The organism is Citrobacter arsenatis (genome assembly GCF_004353845.1).
Lineage (GTDB): Bacteria > Pseudomonadota > Gammaproteobacteria > Enterobacterales > Enterobacteriaceae > Citrobacter > Citrobacter arsenatis.
Genome location: NZ_CP037864.1, coordinates 2585469 through 2604641 on the forward strand (window position 1 = coordinate 2585469; position 19173 = coordinate 2604641).

At 52.6% G+C, this 19173-nt stretch carries 15 protein-coding genes and 1 pseudogene; 6 read left to right on the forward strand and 10 right to left on the reverse strand.

Annotated elements, in window-relative coordinates:
• Window positions 1–846 (reverse strand): N-hydroxyarylamine O-acetyltransferase, encoded by an 846-nt coding sequence (gene nhoA, locus E1B03_RS13475; protein WP_133086382.1) that lies wholly within the window; start codon window positions 844–846, stop codon window positions 1–3.
• 157 nt (window positions 847–1003) lie between these two features.
• On the opposite strand from nhoA, the gene E1B03_RS13480 reads away from it, so the two are divergent.
• Entirely contained in the window at window positions 1004–1576 is a 573-nt protein-coding gene (locus E1B03_RS13480) for a flavin reductase family protein (RefSeq protein ID WP_133086383.1), read from the forward strand.
• A gap of 214 nt (window positions 1577–1790) precedes the next feature.
• Window positions 1791–3767 carry an alkyl/aryl-sulfatase gene (locus E1B03_RS13485; RefSeq protein WP_103770624.1) on the forward strand — a complete coding sequence of 659 codons (1977 nt, stop codon included), beginning with the start codon at window positions 1791–1793 and terminating at the stop codon, window positions 3765–3767.
• Window positions 3768–3805: 38 nt separating this feature from the next.
• Here the strand turns inward: E1B03_RS13485 and pptA are convergent, their stop codons facing one another.
• Window positions 3806–4033, reverse strand: coding sequence for a tautomerase PptA (gene pptA, locus E1B03_RS13490; RefSeq protein ID WP_103770625.1), 228 nt, complete (start codon window positions 4031–4033; stop codon window positions 3806–3808).
• 34 nt (window positions 4034–4067) lie between these two features.
• Window positions 4068–5120, reverse strand: coding sequence for a LacI family DNA-binding transcriptional regulator (locus tag E1B03_RS13495; RefSeq protein WP_425456659.1), 1053 nt, complete (start codon window positions 5118–5120; stop codon window positions 4068–4070).
• Between the two features lie 273 nt (window positions 5121–5393).
• On the opposite strand from E1B03_RS13495, the gene E1B03_RS13500 reads away from it, so the two are divergent.
• A complete protein-coding gene (locus E1B03_RS13500; protein ID WP_032943493.1) occupies window positions 5394–6590 on the forward strand; it encodes an L-talarate/galactarate dehydratase in 1197 nt (398 codons plus the stop codon).
• Between the two features lie 73 nt (window positions 6591–6663).
• Complete coding sequence (locus E1B03_RS13505; RefSeq protein ID WP_103770626.1) at window positions 6664–7974, forward strand: MFS transporter; 1311 nt, start codon at window positions 6664–6666, stop codon at window positions 7972–7974.
• Window positions 7975–8042: 68 nt separating this feature from the next.
• Here E1B03_RS13505 and E1B03_RS13510 read toward each other — a convergent pair whose 3' ends face one another.
• The 7 genes and pseudogenes from E1B03_RS13510 to E1B03_RS13545 form a co-directional block, all read right to left on the reverse strand.
• Entirely contained in the window at window positions 8043–8660 is a 618-nt protein-coding gene (locus E1B03_RS13510; protein ID WP_133086384.1) for a glutathione S-transferase family protein, read from the reverse strand.
• An 81-nt stretch (window positions 8661–8741) separates the two neighbouring features.
• Complete coding sequence (locus E1B03_RS13515) at window positions 8742–9515, reverse strand: amino acid ABC transporter ATP-binding protein (protein WP_016153129.1); 774 nt, start codon at window positions 9513–9515, stop codon at window positions 8742–8744.
• Window positions 9499–10425 (reverse strand): amino acid ABC transporter permease, encoded by a 927-nt coding sequence (locus tag E1B03_RS13520; RefSeq protein ID WP_133086385.1) that lies wholly within the window; start codon window positions 10423–10425, stop codon window positions 9499–9501. The genes E1B03_RS13515 and E1B03_RS13520 overlap by 17 nt, the downstream gene beginning before the upstream one ends.
• Before the next feature lie 11 nt (window positions 10426–10436).
• Window positions 10437–10946: a GNAT family N-acetyltransferase gene (locus E1B03_RS13525; protein WP_103770629.1), complete on the reverse strand. Its 510-nt coding sequence runs from the start codon at window positions 10944–10946 to the stop codon at window positions 10437–10439.
• 10 nt (window positions 10947–10956) lie between these two features.
• Window positions 10957–13215, reverse strand: a pseudogene (locus E1B03_RS26220) (NtaA/DmoA family FMN-dependent monooxygenase).
• A 25-nt stretch (window positions 13216–13240) separates the two neighbouring features.
• Entirely contained in the window at window positions 13241–14362 is a 1122-nt protein-coding gene (locus E1B03_RS13540; protein WP_133086387.1) for an amidohydrolase, read from the reverse strand.
• Entirely contained in the window at window positions 14362–15360 is a 999-nt protein-coding gene (locus E1B03_RS13545; RefSeq protein WP_133086388.1) for an MsnO8 family LLM class oxidoreductase, read from the reverse strand. The genes E1B03_RS13540 and E1B03_RS13545 overlap by 1 nt, the downstream gene beginning before the upstream one ends.
• 515 nt (window positions 15361–15875) lie before the next feature.
• Between E1B03_RS13545 and E1B03_RS13550 the strand changes: the two genes are divergently transcribed.
• Both E1B03_RS13550 and ansP read left to right on the forward strand, forming a co-directional pair.
• Window positions 15876–17417 carry a methyl-accepting chemotaxis protein gene (locus tag E1B03_RS13550; protein WP_133086389.1) on the forward strand — a complete coding sequence of 514 codons (1542 nt, stop codon included), beginning with the start codon at window positions 15876–15878 and terminating at the stop codon, window positions 17415–17417.
• Between the two features lie 279 nt (window positions 17418–17696).
• Window positions 17697–19139: an L-asparagine permease gene (gene ansP, locus E1B03_RS13555; RefSeq protein ID WP_003833088.1), complete on the forward strand. Its 1443-nt coding sequence runs from the start codon at window positions 17697–17699 to the stop codon at window positions 19137–19139.
• The last annotated feature ends 34 nt before the right edge of the window (window positions 19140–19173 follow it).

Consider the following 19173-nt stretch of genomic DNA (forward strand, 5'->3'; position numbering starts at 1 on the left):
CTATTTCCCCGCTTCCGGATGCGTATCAAACGCCGCCATGACCGTTGCCAGCTCATCCTGGGTAAACCCATGCTTTGCGTCATCCACGCCCAGTCCAAACCGTTCTTGCAACAAAGCATACAGGCTGGCGACGTCAGGCAGATTAATCTGCTCTACCGCGTGTCCATCCTGATAATGGGTAAAATGAAAATTGGTTAATGTTAATTTCCCGCCGTCAGGCAGATGACGACACATCAGCAGATGATGGCGAAAATGTGACTGCGGCCAATGAGCGGACCAGAAGTTGCCCATCAGATAATCGCTCTGATGCTGTACCACCAGGTCGAAATGGTACATTGATTGCCAGTGTTCATGATGACGGAACTGCAGGATCCAGTCTTCATGGTCCTGAATCAACCGATACTCGCCGTGTGGCGTTTCCTGCTCAATGTTAGCTTGCAGCCGAATCGGCGCCGTCAGCGTTTGCCCACCGAAGCCAACGTCAGCAATCCACTGCTCACCCTGCAATTCAACCAGCAACAGACGATGCGTGCGCGGTGGCAGGCTTGACGGATTTGCCAGTACCACGCGACCGAGCAAACTGCGTACGTTAAAACCGATTTCGCGTAATGCGCGTTCAAACACTCCGTTCTGTTCAAAGCAATAACCGCCGCGACGCGCCGTGACCAGCTTCTCTTCCAGCGACAAATCGTCAAGCTGCATCTCTCTTGGCAGCAATACGTCCAGGTTTTCAAATGGAATTGCGCTGTTGTGCAGTAGATGTAGCGCTCGTAAGGTTTCAATGTTGACGTTGGCCGAATCTGACCAGCCAATACGGGCAAAATAAGCGGTTAAAAAAGGCGTCATACGGAGTTCCTGTTCGGTTAATGCAGTACTTATAACGCATTTTTAAATTTACGCCGTCGATTTTGTGCGTTGTTCCTGCTGGCGAGGCGACAAAATCGCTAATACCGTTAATATCTATGTTTATTGTGGTGTGTTATCTCTCAGCCAAGGAGTATCCATGAGCCATTTTCGTTCGATCGAATTAAAACATGCCAGTCGGCTACTCAATCACGGCCCTACGATATTGATCACCAGCCGGGATGAGCATACCGAGCGGCGCAATGTGATGGCTGCGGCGTGGTCAATGCCTGTGGAATTTGAACCGCCGAGGGTAGCCATTGTTGTTGATAAGACCGCCTGGTCGCGTGAACTCATTGAACGTAGCGGTAAATTCGGCATCGTGATTCCGGGCGTCGCCGCCGTCAACTGGACCTGGGCCGTAGGCAGTGTTTCCGGTCGCGTGGAAGATAAATTCAACTGCTATGGCATTCCCGTGGTACAAGGACCGGTCCTGGGGTTACCGCTGATAGAAGCGAAATGTCTGGCCTGGATGGAGTGTCGCCTGTTGCCGGCCACTGCGGCGCAGGAAAAATATGACACGCTGTTTGGGGAAGTGGTTTCGGCAGCCGCTGATGAGCGAGCCTTCGTGGAAGGACGCTGGCAGTTTGATGATGGCAAGCTCAATACTCTGCATCACCTTGGGGCCGGAACGTTTGTCTCCAGCGGGAAGCGCATCATCGCAGTTGAATGATACTTTACTAACGGATGGCAGTTCTCCGCTGTCATCCACGACTGTTTTCTTATAACTTCTGAAAAACCAATTAGATGTATTACCCCTCATTCCTTGCTGAATCATACATGTGAATTATAGTTAATGTTGCACTAACTCAAATACCTAATCAAAACGCTATCCGTCAAAGCAGCATCCCCCAACTGTACTTATGAAGTGTCAGAGAGGTTTTACGATGCAACTTAATAGAATCGCACAAAGTTTTATACTTGCTGGGTTACTCACATCGTTTTCTGTTCCCGTTATGGCCGCTGAGGCTCCTAAAGACGCCACCGCCGCCACGCAACAAGCCAACAACGCGCTTTACAACCAACTGCCCTTCTCCGATAACACCGACTTTACCGACGCCCACAAAGGCTTTATCGCTCCACTCCCGCAGGACGTGATCAAAGGCGAACAGGGAAATGTTATCTGGAATCCGCAGCAATACGCGTTCATCAAAGAAGGCGATAAAGCGCCGGATACGGTCAACCCGAGCCTGTGGCGTCAATCCCAGTTGATCAACATCAGCGGACTGTTTGAAGTAACGGATGGCGTTTACCAGATTCGTAACCTTGATCTGTCGAACATGACCATTATCGAAGGTAAAGAAGGTGTTACCGTCGTTGACCCGCTGGTCTCTGCAGAAACCGCAAAAGTCGGGATGGATCTTTACTTTAAAAACCGCGGTCAAAAACCGGTTGTCGCGGTGATTTATACCCACAGCCACGTTGACCATTACGGCGGCGTACGCGGCGTTGTTGATGAAGCCGACGTTAAAGCGGGCAAAGTGAAAATTTATGCGCCTGCCGGATTTATGGAAGCTGCGGTCGCTGAGAATATCATGGCCGGTAACGTCATGAGCCGCCGCGCGAGCTACATGTACGGCAACCTGTTAAAGCCTGATGCCAAAGGTCAGGTCGGCGCGGGACTGGGAACCACGACCTCTGCGGGAACCGTTACGCTGATTGCGCCAACGAATATCATTGAGAAAGATGGACAAAAAGAGGTCATTGACGGACTGACCTATGACTTCATGCTGGCTCCGGGGTCTGAAGCACCTTCGGAAATGCTGTGGTACATCGAAGAGAAGAAACTGATTGAGTCTGCGGAAGATGTCACTCACACCCTGCACAATACCTACTCTCTGCGCGGAGCCAAAATCCGTGAACCGCTGCCGTGGTCCAAATATATCAACGAAGCGATTGTCCGCTGGGGTGATAAAGCCGAAATACTGATGGCGCAGCACCACTGGCCAACCTGGGGTAATGACAAGGTTGTAAGCCTGCTGAAAAGCCAGCGCGACCTGTATCGTTACATCAACGACCAGACGCTGCGCATGGCTAACGAAGGTCTGACCCGCGATGAAATCGCCGCGAACTTTAAGCTGCCGGACTCACTGGCCCATACCTGGGCAAACCGCGGATACTATGGCTCCGTTAGCCATGATGTGAAAGCAACCTATGTGCTTTATCTCGGCTGGTTTGACGGCAACCCGGCAACGCTGGATGAACTGCCGCCTGAAGAATCTGCGAAGAAATTTGTCGACTATATGGGCGGTGCGGACGCCATTTTGCAGAAAGCCAAAACCGACTATGACCAGGGTAACTATCGCTGGGTGGCTCAGGTGGTGAGCAAAGTGGTATTTGCCGATCCGAATAACCAGGCCGCGCGTAATCTGGAAGCGGACGCGCTGGAGCAATTGGGGTATCAGGCTGAATCCGGCCCGTGGCGTAACTTCTATCTGACCGGGGCGCAAGAGCTGCGAAACGGCGTAGTCAAAGGCCCAACTCCGAATACCGCCAGCCCGGATACCGTTCGGGCGATGACGCCGGAAATGTTCTTCGATTATCTGGCGGTACATATCAACGGACAAAAAGCGGGCGATGCGAAGTCAGTATTTAACATCGACCTTGGTAGCGACGGCGGTAAATACAAGCTTGAGCTGGAGAATGGCGTACTGAACCATACCGCCAATGCCGAAGCAAAAGATGCCGACGCCACCGTCACGCTAAATCGCGACACGCTGAACAAAATCATCCTTAAGGAAGTGACGCTGAAACAGGCACAAGACAGCGGTGACGTGAAGATAACCGGGGACGGCGCCAAGCTTGATGCCATGCTCGGCTATATGGATAAGTTCGAATTCTGGTTCAACATCGTTACGCCGTAAGCACAACGAAAACGGGCGGATTTTCCGCCCGTTTTTTCTTACATGCTGTAGCCAGGTTTTTTAATCAACCTTGCCATCTGCGGCGCAATTTCCGCATCCCACACGCCCTGCCACGCCTCTGGCTCAATTTCATTAAGCGCCACGCTCACGGAACTGTCTTTGCTTTGCAAATGACGAATAATGACGTCGGCAATATCCGCCGCCAGCGCGGATTTTTGTTCGTCGGTAAGGGAGCGAGGAAAACATTTGATATCGACGTGCGGCATAGCAGATTCCTTATTGTTTTGGGATGCAGGTAACTTATGCGGACTCTCGTTCTACCAGATGAAAGCCGACATCAATAATATCGTCTTCACGCGGAATTTGTTCGATACGATCGGCAAGCAGTGAAGCGGCACGTTGTCCAATGGCCCGTCGGTCGACGCTGACGGTGGTGATCGCAGGTCGGTTACTGGCGGCAAAATCGAGATCGCCAAAACCGATAATCGCTAACTCCTGCGGCACGCGTAGACCACGGCTTTCGGCTTCCATGATCGCCCCCTGGGCTAGCGTATCTGAGCTACAGACAATGACATCAAACGCGCCTTCAGCCAATAGCTGAGCTAATCCACTGCGCCCTAATGCCAGAGAGGCCGGAAGCGGAACATCCACCTGTGCGTCAGCCGCAACACCATGACGTCTCAGCGCATCGCACAGTCCTTGTTTACGCTGTCCCGCCCGGCGATCGGCTGTCCATAACAAACCGGGTCGGCTATAGCCTTTTTCCAGCAAATAGTCTGCCAGCGCCTGGCCGACTTTTTCGTGCGAAAACCCGACCAGCATATCAATGGGGGTTGGCGTTAAGTCCCAGATCTCCACGACCGGGATGGCCGCATTAAGGATCACCTTTTTCAGCTCAGCGGTATGATGGATACCGGTAAGCACTACGCCATCCGGACGGCGTGAAAGTAGCGTCGCCACCAGTTCAGCCTCTGTTTGCGGCGTATAACCCGACACGCAGAGCAAGATGTGGTAACCGCGTTCAGCCAGTTCATCACTTAATGACTGGATGGTATCGACAAACATATTGTTGTTAATTTGCGGGACAACCACGGCGATAAGCTTACTGCGTCGCGACGCCAACCCCCCGGCCAGCGCGTTGGGGATATAGCCGGTGGCGCGTACCGCCTGCATCACTTTTTCCACCGTTTTCGGGCGCACCAACTGCGGGGTATTTAGCGCCCTGCTCACCGTCATGGGTGACAATCCCGCGGTACGGGCAACATCTTCCAGCGTGGGGGCACGCGGAGGTCTGGAGTTTTTCACTGTCGATGCCCTTGTCAAAAATCGCCGATGTATCCTGGCATTATTCATCATGATTTCGGCTATTGCCAGCATCCCACTACCATAACGCAGAGAAAACAGCAGCTTAGATAATCATCTCCAGGTAAAAAATGATAGCGATATCATAATGATTTGGGCGTTTCCCCATAAAGTATTGGAATGTGATGTTGCATACAAGTTATCGCCCTTTTATCTCCGTATTTGTGAGCAATTGTTCAAATCACAATCAATTCGCTGGCACAGTGATTGCGCTAACATTAAAAATGATAGCGCAATCATTTGTTATCACCAGGAGTGAATAAAATGTCTTTAAGCGCTAATTCCGATGCCGTAACCTATGCCAAATCGGCTAATGCAAAAACCGCGGCAGAAACCGGCGACCGTATCGAATGGGTTAAGCTATCCCTCGCTTTCCTTCCGCTGGCAACACCGGTCAGCGATGCCAAAGTGCTGACTGGTCGTCAGAAACCTCTCACTGAAGTCGCCATTATCATCGCCGAGATCCGCAGCCGTGACGGATTTGAGGGCGTTGGATTTAGTTACTCCAAGCGGGCTGGTGGCCAGGGGATCTACGCGCATGCCAAAGAAATTGCCGATAACCTGTTAGGCGAAGATCCAAACGATATCGACAAGATCTACACCAAACTGCTGTGGGCTGGCGCTTCCGTCGGACGCAGCGGCATGGCGGTACAGGCTATCTCCCCTATCGATATCGCCTTGTGGGATATGAAGGCCAAACGTGCAGGGTTGCCGCTGGCAAAACTGCTGGGCGCGCATCGGGACTCCGTGCAGTGCTACAACACCTCCGGCGGATTCCTGCATACGCCACTGGATCAGGTGCTTAAAAACGTGGTTATTTCCCGTGAAAACGGCATTGGCGGCATCAAACTCAAGGTTGGTCAACCAAACTGCGCTGAGGATATTCGCCGCCTAACCGCGGTGCGTGAAGCGCTGGGTGATGACTTCCCGCTGATGGTCGATGCCAATCAGCAGTGGGACCGGGAAACCGCCATCCGTATGGGACGTAAAATGGAGCAGTTCAATCTGATTTGGATTGAAGAGCCGCTGGATGCCTACGATGTTGAAGGTCACGCCCAACTGGCCGCCGCGCTTGATACCCCGATTGCTACCGGTGAAATGCTGACCAGTTTCCGCGAACATGAGCAGTTGATCCTCGGCAATGCCAGCGATTTCGTCCAGCCCGATGCACCGCGTGTGGGGGGAATTTCACCGTTCCTGAAAATTATGGACCTGGCGGCAAAACACGGACGCAAACTGGCACCGCACTTCGCCATGGAAGTTCACCTGCATCTGTCCGCCGCTTACCCGCTTGAGCCATGGCTGGAACATTTCGAATGGCTGAACCCGTTATTTAATGAACAGCTTGAGCTGCGCGATGGCCGGATGTGGGTTTCCGACCGTCACGGTCTGGGGTTCAGCATCAGCGAACAAGCGCGCCGCTGGACGCAATTGACCTGCGAGTTTGGTAAACGTCCTTAATTTATTTGGCGGGTAAGTAACACCCGCCCTCTTCCCTACAGATACGCTCTCAACCTTATGAAAGGAGTGGGTGATGAACACAATAATAAAGCGCACAAAAGTGCGTTACGGCATTCTGATATTTCTGTTTCTTGCGACCGTATTTAATTACGCCGATCGCGCGACGTTATCCGTCGTGGCGCCGATTATGAGTAAAGAATTAGGCTTTGATCCCGAAGCTATGGGACTGGCCTTTTCTGCCTTCGGTATTTCTTATGTCATTATGCAACTCCCCGGCGGCTGGCTACTGGATCGCTATGGCTCGCGCCTGGTATACGGCTGCGCCCTGATAGGCTGGTCGCTGGTAACCATGTTTCAGGGCACCATTTATCTGTACGCCAGCCCGTTGGTCGTATTGATTATCTTGCGATTACTGATGGGCGCCATTGAAGCGCCGGCCTTTCCAGCCAACAGTCGATTAAGCGTGCAGTGGTTTCCTAATAACGAACGCGGCTTTGTCACCTCTGTTTATCAAGCCGCACAATATATCTCGCTAGGCATTATTACGCCGTTAATGACGATTATTTTGCATAATCTCAGCTGGCACTTTGTTTTTTATTATATCGGGGCGATTGGCGTTATTCTTGGCGTATTCTGGCTGGTCAAAGTCCGAGATCCTATGCATCATCCGAAGGTAAACCAGCAGGAAATTGACTATATCCGGGACGGCGGGGGCGAACCGTCACTGGGTAATAAAAAAGAGTCACAGAAAATTACCTTTGCGCAAATTAAAAGCGTCTGCGTCAATCGCATGATGATTGGCGTATATATCGGACAGTTCTGCGTGACGTCAATTACCTGGTTCTTCCTGACCTGGTTTCCTACCTATCTGTATCAGGCGAAAGGCATGTCGATCCTTAAAGTGGGATTTGTCGCCAGTATCCCTGCCATTGCCGGTTTTATTGGTGGATTGTTAGGCGGCGTTTTCTCCGACTGGCTATTAAAGCGCGGCTACAGCCTGACGATTGCCCGTAAGCTGCCGGTTATCTGCGGAATGCTATTATCCTGCGTCATCGTTATCGCCAATTACACCTCGTCAGAGTTTGTGGTTATCGCGGCGATGAGCCTGGCATTTTTCGCCAAAGGCTTTGGCAATCTGGGATGGTGTGTTCTCAGCGATACCTCTCCAAAAGAAGTACTTGGCATTGCTGGCGGCGTATTCAATATGTGCGGCAATATGGCCAGTATCATCACCCCACTGGTGATCGGCGTCATTCTGGCGAATACCCAGTCCTTTGATTACGCCATCTTGTACGTCGGCTCGATGGGGCTGATCGGCCTGGTTTCCTATCTGTTTATCGTGGGGCCGTTGGATCGAATTACGCTCACCCCTTCTGCTGCGTAATTTAAACTTATGGCGATAGTTCGCCCGCTGTTCCGGGAATTGCACTCCTGCGGAACAGCGTTTTTTATTCAAATGATCTTATTGTTTCTCAGAACAGTACGCAGTCTCGGGTGCTGACAGACCGCATCGGCAATGGCGCTAATATTCGGCGTGTTGTCCTGAAACCAGTCATGTCCCGGACCCCAGGTACGCATAACGGCAATATAAACGTCCAGAAGTGTTAGCTGCTCCCCGAACGCGTACGGCTCAGCGTTTAGCTGGTCGTTCAGCCATATATAAAGCAATTTACGGTACTCAATACAGTTCTTTTTCAACTGCGCCGGGGCGTCCGGCGCCCAGCGTTGTGGGTAATCGGCATAGGTAAACGTGGGATAAACATTTGCCACCAGCCAGATCAACAGACGCTGAAACTGCTGGCGTTCGGCGTGCCCAACGGGTGGCGAAAGTGCTGGGCAACGATCGAGGATCATCAGCGCGATCGCCGCCGTTTCCGTCATCACGTTGCCATTTTCCAGTATCAGTGTGGGCACCTGACACAGCGGATTCATTGTTTTTAGCAACTCTCGCGAAGGCCCGTCGCTGTCAAAGCCGTCGACATCAATAAAACTGTAAGGGATCTCCGCCAGTGTGAGCATCACTTCACTGATGGCCGATCCCCAGCCCGGTACCCCATAGACCTTAATCATGCTGCACCCCCTAAAGTTAAAACCCTAAGTGTAGAGCAGCATTCGACGACCAATGCAGACATGTCCATCTTTCCCTGAAACTCACAGAACTTTCGACAAAAACTGCTGGGTACGCGTGTGGCGTGGATGATTCAACACCTGCTCGCTGCTGCCCTGCTCGACGATTTTACCATCGACCATAAACACCACCTGATCCGCGACTTCCCGGGCGAAGCCAATCTCGTGGGTCACCACAACCAGCGTGGTTCCCGACTGCGCCAGTGCTTTAATGACATCCAGCACCTCACCGACCAGTTCAGGATCCAGTGCAGATGTCGGCTCATCAAACAGCATAACGCGCGGATTTAGCGCCAGCGCACGAGCAATAGCGATACGCTGCTGCTGTCCGCCGGATAAGTGACGCGACCAGGCATCAGCCTTATTACGCAGCCCAACCGCATCAAGCAGGGTTAATGCCCGCTCGGTGGCGGCTTTACGCGATGCCAGACCATGCGCAATGGGCGCTTCAATCAAATTCTCCAGCACCGTTAAGTGTGGGAACAGATTAAAGTTCTGGAACACATAGCCGACGTTTACGCGCTGGCGCAAAATTTCCGCCTCTTTCAGTTCATACAGCTTGTCTCCCTGCCGACGATAGCCAATGTAATCACCATCGATTTGAATAAACCCCTCATCGACGCGCTCCAGATGGTTGATGGTCCGCAGGAGTGTGGATTTCCCTGAACCGGACGGCCCGAGAATGACCGTTACCGTACCGGGAGGTATCTCCAGCGACACATTATCCAGCGCTTTATGACGGCCAAAGTATTTGCTGACGCCGGTAATGGAAATATGGCCTTCAGGCGAGTGGGACATGGAGGGCCTCCTGCTGTGGACGTTGACGACTGCGTTTTTCTGCACGACTCACCCGGGCAGTATTGATGGCTGAACGTCGTTCGCTGCGCGCCAGCGCGCGTTCGACAAGGTGCTGAATTAACGACAGGACGCTGGTGATCACCAGATACCACACCGCGCCCACCATCAGCAGCGGGATCACTTCCTGCGTGCGGTTGTAGATCATCTGGATGGTATAGAACAGCTCCGGCATTGCCAGCACGTATACCATCGCCGTCCCTTTTGCCAGACTGATGATTTCATTGAAGCCCGCAGGCAAAATGGTGCGCAGCGCCTGCGGCAGAATAATCCGCAGCGTACGACGCCATGCCGGTAAGCCCAGCGCTGCCGCCGCCTCGTACTGACCGTGATCAACCCCTAAAAATCCACCACGAATAATTTCAGCGGTATAGGCGCTTTGCACCAGCGTCAGGCCAACCACCGCGGTGGAAAATTGGCCGAGCACATTGATGGTCTCAAAACTCCCCCACTGAATGGGCGTAAACGGAATACCAATCGCCAGCGTGTCGTACAGATAGGAGAAGTTGTACAAAACGATTAGCACCACAATCAGCGGTAACGAACGAAACAGCCAGATGTAACTCCATGCCAGACCGTTCAACAGCCAGGAAGATGAAAGCCGCGCCAACGCCAGCAGACCACCAATGATAATACTCAACAGCGTCCCGATGAGCGTCAGTAACAGCGTTTGCCCGAGGCCGGATAAGATAACCGGATCAAAGAACCAGCGGGCAAACACGCCCCATTCCCAGCGCGGATTAAACGCCACGGACTGGATAATCACCGCCAGAACAAACAAAGCAATGACCGCACCAACGGTGCGCATGGGGTAACGCGCCGGTACGACTTTAATGCTATCCGTCGTTTTCATCTTCTCTCTCCTCAGGCGGTTCTTGCCTGACCGGCGATAGTTAACAGTTTGGTAAAGCGTAGTCGCCCATCAAACGGTGGTCGGCTGTACTCTTCGGGATCGCGCATCGTATCAAATTGCGGATCGTAGCCCTGGCTTAAGTAAAGTCGGACGGCCTCCGGCTGGCGAAATCCCGTGGTCAGATAAATCCGGCTGTAGCCTGCGAGCAGCGCCCGACGCTCCAGCTCCCGCACCACGCGCGCCGCCAGCCCCTGCTGACGCAGACTGCTTTTCGTCCAGATGCGCTTAATCTCAGCGGTGTTTTCGTCGTAAGGTTTATAAGCCCCGGTGGCGATAATCTCACCGCGGCGCTCCAGCACCACGAAAAGCCCCTGCGGTGCCAGATACCATTCGGTCAGTTCCACTTCAGCGTCGCGAGAAAAGTAATCGCCATAGCGGGCGGCATATTCACCGAACAGACCGTTCAAAATGGGCTGCAGCTCGCTGGCTTCCGGTGAGACCACGCGAAATTGATCGCTCACGATGACCTCCTTAGTCGCCTAAACCGGCCGGGTTAATTTCAGATTGTGGAATGCGTTCCACCCCTTCTCCCCAGCGATTCAGTACCTTGTCATAGTCGCCGTTGCCAATCACGCCGTTGAGGGCGGTTTGTACTGGCAGAACCAGACCGCTGTCTTTTTTCAGCGTCACAGCGATGTGTGCCGCTTTTGGCCAACCGCCATCAACGCTACCCACTAATTGCGTTTTACCGTTGAGCGCGGCTTTCCACGCGCCGATTACATTAGGACCGAAGTAGGCATCGGCGCGGCCTGACTGTAGGGCCAGGGTTTGCGCGGCATCATCTTTGGTATACACCGGCGTAAACGGCTGTAACCCTTTCTTCACGTTCTCATCGTTCCAGGCAAGCAGGATGGCTTCCTGGTTTGTCCCCGAACCGACAATGATGCGCAGACCGGCGATATCTTCTGCCTGCTCGATTTTCTTCAGCTTGCTGCCCGTTTTGACATAAAAGCCAAGAGAATCCTTCCGATACGTCGCGAAATCGAATTTTTCTTTGCGTGCTTTGGTGACGGTAATATTACTGATCGCGGCATCGTATTTGCCGGAAGTGACGCCCAGCGGCCAGTCTTCCCATGACGTGGGCACAACGTTGAGTTCCAGCCCCAGACTGTCAGCCACCAGACGCGCAATGTCCGCCTCGCTGCCGATCAGCGTTTTATTGTCATCGGCAAAGACGGTCAGCGGCGGCTGGCTTAGCCCGGCAATCGCCACGGTGAATTTTCCCGGTACGGCCAGGTGCAGGTTTGCGGGCAACTGCGCAATCGCCTGCGGATTTTTTGCCGTATTAATCGGCGTTTTATTGGCTTCCAGGCTTACGCCCGTGCCGTTGATCGTTACCTCATTTGCCCAGACGGACGCGCTGAAAGCCAGTGACAGCGCGAGGAATACTGATTTTTTCTGCATAGCGTTTTTCTCTTATTGTGTGAATTGATTTGCAGGTGTCGCTAATCCCAGGCTTGCGCGCAGGGTCATACCGGGATATTCATGGCGGAACAGGCCGCGCGCCTGAAGCACGGGGACAACCTGTTCGACAAACCGCGGGAAGGTATCCGGCGTTCCGCCCTGGATGATAAAACCGTCAGCGGCTTCTTCGTCGAACCACTGCTGCAGACCGTCTGCTACCTGTTGCGGCGTACCGCTAAAGCGTGGACGTGGACTGGCCGCTTCCAGAGCAACCTGGCGGAGAGTTAAGCCACGCTCATGCGCAGTGCGTTTGATCTCATCAGTCGTACTGCGAAAGCTGTTTTGCCCGAGAGAGCCCAGATCCGGGAACGGTGCGTCCAGCGGATATTGGGCAAAATCATGATGTTCAAAGTAGCGACCAAGGTAGTTCAGCGCGTCGGTAATAGACACCAGCGCAGCGGTAGTCTGATATTGCTGTTCAACGTCCTCTGCGCTGTCGCCAACAATAACGCTGACGCCCTGGAATATATGCAGTTGTTCGGGATGTCGACCGGCGCTTTCCAGCTGGCTTTTTACATCCTGATAGAATGCTTTGGCCTCTGCCAGCGACTCCTGATGGGTGAAAATAGCATCAGCATGCTGCGCCGCTAATTTCTTGCCATCTGCTGAAGCGCCCGCCTGAAATATAATCGGACGGCCTTGTGGCGTACGCCCAATATTTAATGGCCCGGCGACCTGAAAATAATCCCCATGATGGTTAAGCGTGTGCAGCTTTTGCGGATTAAAAAATTCTCCGCTTGCCTTATTTCGGGTAAAGGCATCGTCTTCCCAGGAATCCCACAGTCCTTTTACGACCCGTAAATATTCATCGGCAATCCGATAACGCTGGGCATGCTCTGGATGCTGGGCGCGGGAATAGTTTTTTGCCGATCCCTCCAGAGGCGACGTAACCACGTTCCACCCGGCACGGCCCTGGCTGAGATGATCAAGGCTGGCGAACTGCCGTGCGGTAGTAAACGGCTCGCTATATGATGTGGACACCGTGCCAACCAGTCCCAGATTCTGGGTGATACTGGCCAGGGCAGATAATACCGTTAACGGCTCAAAACGATTTAAAAAGTGCGGGATTGATTTCTCATTAATATACAGACCATCGGCGACAAAAATAAAATCCAGCTTCCCTTTTTCCGCAATAAGCGCCGTCTCTTTGACAAATTCAAAATTAATACTGGCATCGGCCTGAGCCGCCGGATGACGCCATGCGGACATATTTCCCGATGCGCCATGCAGAATAGTACCGAGCCGTAGTTGCCGATTTTCAGCCATAATAATCCCTTCCCAACAGGTAAAATTAAAGGTGTGCGAATGCCGTTTTTGCTAACTGTGCAAAATAATGCGCGGCTGGTTCAATTAAACGCTCGTCCGGATTGAATCCCGGGTGATGTAAGCCGTATTCACTGGCGCTGCCAATACTGACGAATGCGCCAGGCGTATTTTGCAGGTAGACGGCAAAATCCTCCCCGCCCATATGCAGGTCGGCATGGTGGGTGGTGTAGCCTGACTGTTTCGCCACCGCGGTGGCGATATCGGCCCAACGATCATCATTTACCAACGCGGTCGGTCCCGCATGCCAGATTACGTCAATTTGTGCGCCAAAAGCGTGGGCAAATCCGGCTGCGATGTCATTAACCCGGTCCTTAACCTGCTGCTGTACCTGGGTGCGGTGCGTTCTGAGCGTCCCTTCCAGCTCAACGGACTCTGGTAGTACGTTCCATGTGTTTCCTCCCTGAATACGGGTCACGCTGAGCACGACTGAATCCAGCGTGTTAACGTCGCGACTGGCAACGCTTTGCAACACCGTTACCAACTGGCTGGCGAGCAGGATGGCATCTTTGCCCTCATGTGGACGTGCTGCGTGCGCGCCCTTGCCATTTATGCGCAGCACAAAGCGATCAACATTGGCATAGAACGCACCGCCGCGTGTGGCAAATTCGCCGACCGGCAAACCCGGCTCATTGTGCATGGCAAAAATAGCCGCTACGTTTTGCAACGCGCCGGCGCGGATCAGCGTTTTTGCGCCGCCGAAACTCTCTTCAGCTGGCTGAAACAAAATACGTACTCGCCCCGGTAAAGTTGTTTCCTGCTGTTTAAGCAGCAGCGCGGCGCCAAGCATAACGCTGGTGTGAACATCGTGCCCGCAGGCATGCATCACGCCCGGCGTGAGGGAGCGAAACGGAACGTCGGCGCTTTCTTCTATCGGTAGCGCGTCGATATCCGCCCGCAGCGCAATAACATCGTCTCCTTGACCGATTTCCGCGACCAGACCGGTTTGCAGCTCGAACGGCAAAATATTGACGTCCGCTGCGTGCAACCAGGCGTGGATGCGCGCCGTGGTTGCGTCCTCCTGCAGAGAAAGTTCCGGGTACTGGTGTAATTCACGACGCCAGTTGATAAGCGTTGAGCCGAGAGTCATCAGAGCACCTCCACGGCGTCATGAGCTTGCGCCAACAAACGCAGCGACGTCAGACGCGCGTGACCTTCCGCCACAGGCGTATCGATAATGAACTCGTCAATGCCAAATTGTGTGTGTAAGGTTTTAAGCTTCGCCATCACCTCCTGAGCGGTGCCGTACAACAACGCCAGCTCACGCCGCGCGATTTTGCGTGGCGGGCTGCCAGCCTGCGCGGCAAATGCCAGCGCCTGCTCTTCGCTGCCTACCGTAACGCGTTGACCATCTTCCAGCTCCACGCCCCAGATTTGCACGTTTTCCGCCAGCTGTGCGGCGGCGTCGTGACTGTCAGCCACAATCACCTGAACGGCGACTATCGTCGGGCGAGTGCTGTGGATCTGCCAAAAGGATAAAACGTCACGCAATAACGCTTTATCACCATTGAGGTGTGCCGCGAAGATAAAATTCCAGTCGGATCGCGCTGCTGACTGTGCACTTTGCACGCTGGCCCCCAGTACAAAACCTTCCGGCGGTTGCGGTGGGATTGGCGTTGGGAATACCGCTTCCCCGCTTTCCGTTCCACTCAGCGTCAGCCAGGCGTTAAGCTGGGAAAGCTGGTCGGCAAAACTGCCTTTTTCTTCCTGATGAAGTCCTTGCTGTAACGCCTGAGTCGACAGCGGTAAGCCGCCAGGGGCTTTCCCTACGCCGAGATCGACCCGTCCGGGTGCCAGCGATGCCAGAAGATTGAAGTTTTCCGCCACTTTGTATGGGCTGTAATGTTGCAACATCACGCCGCCGGAACCGACGCGAATGCGTTGGGTTTGTCCGAGGATCCAGGCGATCACCAACTCCGGTGATGGGCTGGCCAGCTGTGGCGTATTATGGTGTTCCGCGATCCAGAAACGATGGTATCCCCACTCTTCTGCCAGTTGCGCCAGGCGCAATGTCCGGGCAAGCGCAATCGCGGCGGTTTCACCTTCCCCGATGGGGCTTTTATCCAGAATACTCAGGCGATATGACATGTTACGAGCCTATGATTGTTAACATGTCTTCATTATTAATTTAACGAATAACCATGCAGAAACAATTAATTCACATTTGTTCGGCTAAAAAGTAGATAACCAACCCTGTTGCCATCAGGGATAATACCAGCGGCTTCCTTTACTGGTCGGAACACTCAATGGAAAACAAGCATAATTTATGACCTACAAAATATAATAGGGGCGCGACTCTCACGGAAATAACATCAAAATAATTTCATACCAGTTTTCTTTTTGCGAAAACGTTTTTTAGCGCGATTTACGTTAAGTCAGGTTAAACGACTTGCAACGTTATGCGGTTGTATTAAATGTTTCACTTTTATGACGTTTAATGGATAGTACATATAGGATTTTTTAATTTAAACACTTCCACAGCAATGATGATTAGTGGAGAATGCAGCGTTTCTTATTAAAACGGTTTAATACAGCTTTTTAATATTCCCCGACTTTATTGCGGGGATTTTTGTATGGATTATACATACCATCATGGGGCCTCTATGAAAAGTAACATGCCCGTTACACAAATTGAGCACACACTTAACGATAAAGCGACGCTGCTTTCGACGACGGATAAAGAAAGTCATATTACTTACGCCAATTCCGCTTTTATCGACGCCAGCGGATTTAACGAACACCAGTTAATGGGCGAACCGCATAATATTATTCGCCATCCTGATATGCCTCCCGCTGCGTTCGCCGATATGTGGTACACGCTACAGCAGGGAGACAGTTGGACGGGGATGGTGAAAAACCGCCGGCAGAACGGCGACCATTACTGGGTTCGCGCTAACGTTACGCCGGTCTGGCACAATGAAAAACTCACCGGCTACATCTCGGTGCGTACCGTTCCTTCGCGCGATGAAATAACTCAAAGCGAAAACTTATATCAAAAAATTAATAATCAGCAATTTAAAGGGTTTCGCCTTTTTAAAGGCATTATCATTCGCCGCGGTATAATGTCATGGGCATCAATGTTTAAATGGCTGAGTATTAGTCAACGCGTCAATTATTCTTTAGGGGTAACCGCCCTGCTCGCTGTGCTATTTATCTTCGTTCCTGTTAATCCATTTATTCAGGCTGGAGGGTTGCTGTTTATATTTCTGATGCTTGCTATTTACCTTAAGTATCAAATTTGTCAGCCAGTTAATACGCTACTGACGCAAATGAAGAAAGTGGTGTCCGGTCGAAAACCAGATAACTGTCATTTAAATCGGGTGGATGAGATCGGAATGCTAATGCGTCTGGTTAATCAGTCCGGACTTAATTTGAATTCTCTGGTCGATGACGTTAGCACGCAAATATCCGGTATTCGCGCCATCAGTCAGCGGGTGTCAAAAGAAGGTACAGCGCTGCATAAGCGTTCAGAGGAAACTTCCGCCGATCTGCAACAGACGGCTGCCGCCATTGAAGAAATTGGCAGCGCGGTACAGCAAACCGCTGAGACTGCGGCACACACCATGACCATGGCCGATAAAACCAGCGCCAACGCAGCGAAAGGCGGCGATATCATGAAACAAACTATCGCCATGATGCAGGCGATATCACGTGACAACGGACAGATCGTCGACATCATTGGCGTAATCGACAGCATCGCCTTTCAGACCAATATTCTGGCGCTCAATGCTGCGGTTGAGGCCGCGCGAGCCGGGGAGTCCGGACGTGGTTTCGCGGTTGTCGCGGCAGAGGTCCGTAATCTGGCACAGCACTCGGCGTCAGCGGCAAAAGAGATCAAACAGCTTATCGAGAAGAACGTCGCCAACGTTAATAGCGGCGTCAAAATGGTGGAGCAAACGGAAACGCATCTCACCGGGATGATTGGTGATGTACTGCAGATGTCAATGATGATCAAAGACATTAGTCTGGCCACGCGCGAGCAAACCCAGGCGTTGGATCTGATTAACGATTCGATTTCACGCGTTGGCACCATGACGCACAACAACGCCGAGATGGTGGAGCGCGTCACCGACGCTACCGCCGATCTGACCCAGCGTTCATCGCGCTTACAGCAGGCCGTTCAGGTCTTTGGCGTATCAGCATAACGTTGCTGCGCTTATCGGGTAAATGTCCCGATAAGCGCACGCCTCTACCGATCCACATCCCCTTTTCTTTTATTGGCTGAATCGAGGCCACACCGCGCCAGTTGTGGCTGTACAAAATTGCTGAATTCTTGTTGCCGGGGCTTTGCGCAACCGATCAATTGAATGTAGGATGCTCGGCCGGCAGTTTTCCCCGTAACACAATGAAGGGTAACGCTGTTTTCGCCGCAGCAGGTGCGGCAAAAAGGATTTTGTATTTTTGTCAGGTCAACAGGAAAAGTAATGAACACAAACAACACGCAAGCCGCGGAACAACATGCGGCGAAACGACGCTGGTTGAATGCCCACGAAGAGGGGTATCACAAAGCGATGGGGAATCGACAGGTACAAATGATCGCCATTGGCGGCGCAATTGGTACCGGGTTGTTTTTAGGCGCAGGCGCACGCTTGCAGATGGCCGGTCCTGCTTTGGCGCTGGTCTATCTGGTGTGCGGTATTTTTTCGTTCTTTATACTGCGCGCGCTCGGAGAACTGGTTTTGCATCGCCCTTCCAGCGGTAGCTTTGTCTCTTACGCCCGTGAATTTTTAGGTGAAAAAGCCGCCTATGTGGCTGGCTGGATGTACTTCATCAACTGGGCGATGACCGGTATTGTCGATATCACCGCAGTCGCGTTGTATATGCACTACTGGGGCGCATTTGGCGATGTACCGCAGTGGGTGTTCGCCCTCGGCGCACTGGCCATTGTCGGCACCATGAACATGATCGGCGTGAAGTGGTTCGCGGAGATGGAGTTTTGGTTTGCGCTGGTGAAAGTGCTGGCAATTGTCATTTTCCTGGTGGTGGGTACCGTCTTTTTAGGCACCGGAAAGCCGCTGGATGGTAACGCCACGGGTTTTCATCTGATTACCGACAACGGCGGCTTTTTCCCGCATGGCCTGCTTCCTGCCCTGGTACTGGTTCAGGGGGTGGTTTTCGCGTTTGCCTCTATTGAACTGGTAGGTACTGCCGCTGGTGAGTGCAAAGATCCGCAAACCATGGTGCCGAAAGCGATCAATAGCGTTATCTGGCGTATTGGACTGTTCTATGTGGGTTCGGTTGTGCTGCTGGTTCTGTTACTACCGTGGAACGCCTATCAGGCGGGACAAAGCCCGTTTGTTACCTTCTTCTCCAAGCTGGGCGTGCCGTACATTGGCAGCATCATGAATATTGTGGTGCTCACCGCGGCGCTTTCCAGCCTTAACTCAGGGTTGTATTGCACCGGGCGTATTTTACGTTCCATGTCGATGGGCGGCTCGGCGCCAAAATTCATGGCTAAAATGAGCCGTCAGCAGGTACCCTGGGCTGGGATCCTCGCCACGCTGGTCGTGTATGTTGTTGGGGTATTCCTGAACTATCTGGTGCCGTCACAGGTGTTTGAGATCGTGCTGAACTTCGCGTCATTGGGCATTATTGCGTCGTGGGGATTTATCATGGTCTGTCAGATGCGTCTGCGCCGGGCCATAAAAGAAGGTAAAACGGCTGACGTCAGTTTTAAGCTGCCGGGAGCACCGTTTACCTCGTGGCTCACGCTGCTGTTCTTGCTGAGCGTGCTGGTGCTGATGGCGTTTGATTATCCGAACGGTACCTATACCATCGCCTCATTACCGCTGATTGCTATCCTGCTGGTTGCGGGTTGGTTTGGCGTACGTAAACGCGTTGCAGAAATCCACCGCACCGCGCCATAACGGCAAAAGGCCTGACAGGTTACCCCTTCAGGCC